This is a genomic window from Fretibacterium sp. OH1220_COT-178 (genome assembly GCF_003860125.1).
Classification (GTDB): Bacteria; Synergistota; Synergistia; order Synergistales; family Aminobacteriaceae; genus CAJPSE01.
Window position 1 is genome coordinate 1 of record NZ_RQYL01000096.1, and the last position, 329, is coordinate 329.

General features: G+C 65.0%; 1 pseudogene. It reads right to left on the bottom strand.

Going from position 1 to position 329, the window contains the following annotated elements:
• Positions 1 to 77: 77 nt before the first annotated feature.
• Positions 78 to 329 (bottom strand): annotated as a pseudogene (locus EII26_RS12995) (TonB-dependent receptor); the annotation flags it as partial.

The following is a 329-nucleotide window of genomic DNA, read 5'->3' on the forward strand; positions in this document are numbered from 1 at the left end:
GAAATCCGTATCGCGATTGTCAGATAGCGACCGACACAGCATCCGCGGCCTGACGGCCGCGGAGAGCTGGTCGTCTGCTAGAACCTCCAGATCAGCGACACATAGAACGTCCGCCCCTGAAGCGGGTACCACAGCATGCGCTCCGGCCCCGTCCCCACCGCAAAGAGCTTCAGATCCGGCCCCTTGTCGAAGAGGTCGTCCACGCCCAGGACCAGCTTGAGGTTCTCCTCAGGCTGCCAGCGGACGCCCAGCCCCGCCGTCAGCAGGTCCGTCCAGCCCACCTCGCCCTGCATGTCGTAGTAGTTCCGCCCCACGTAGCGCAGCTCCGA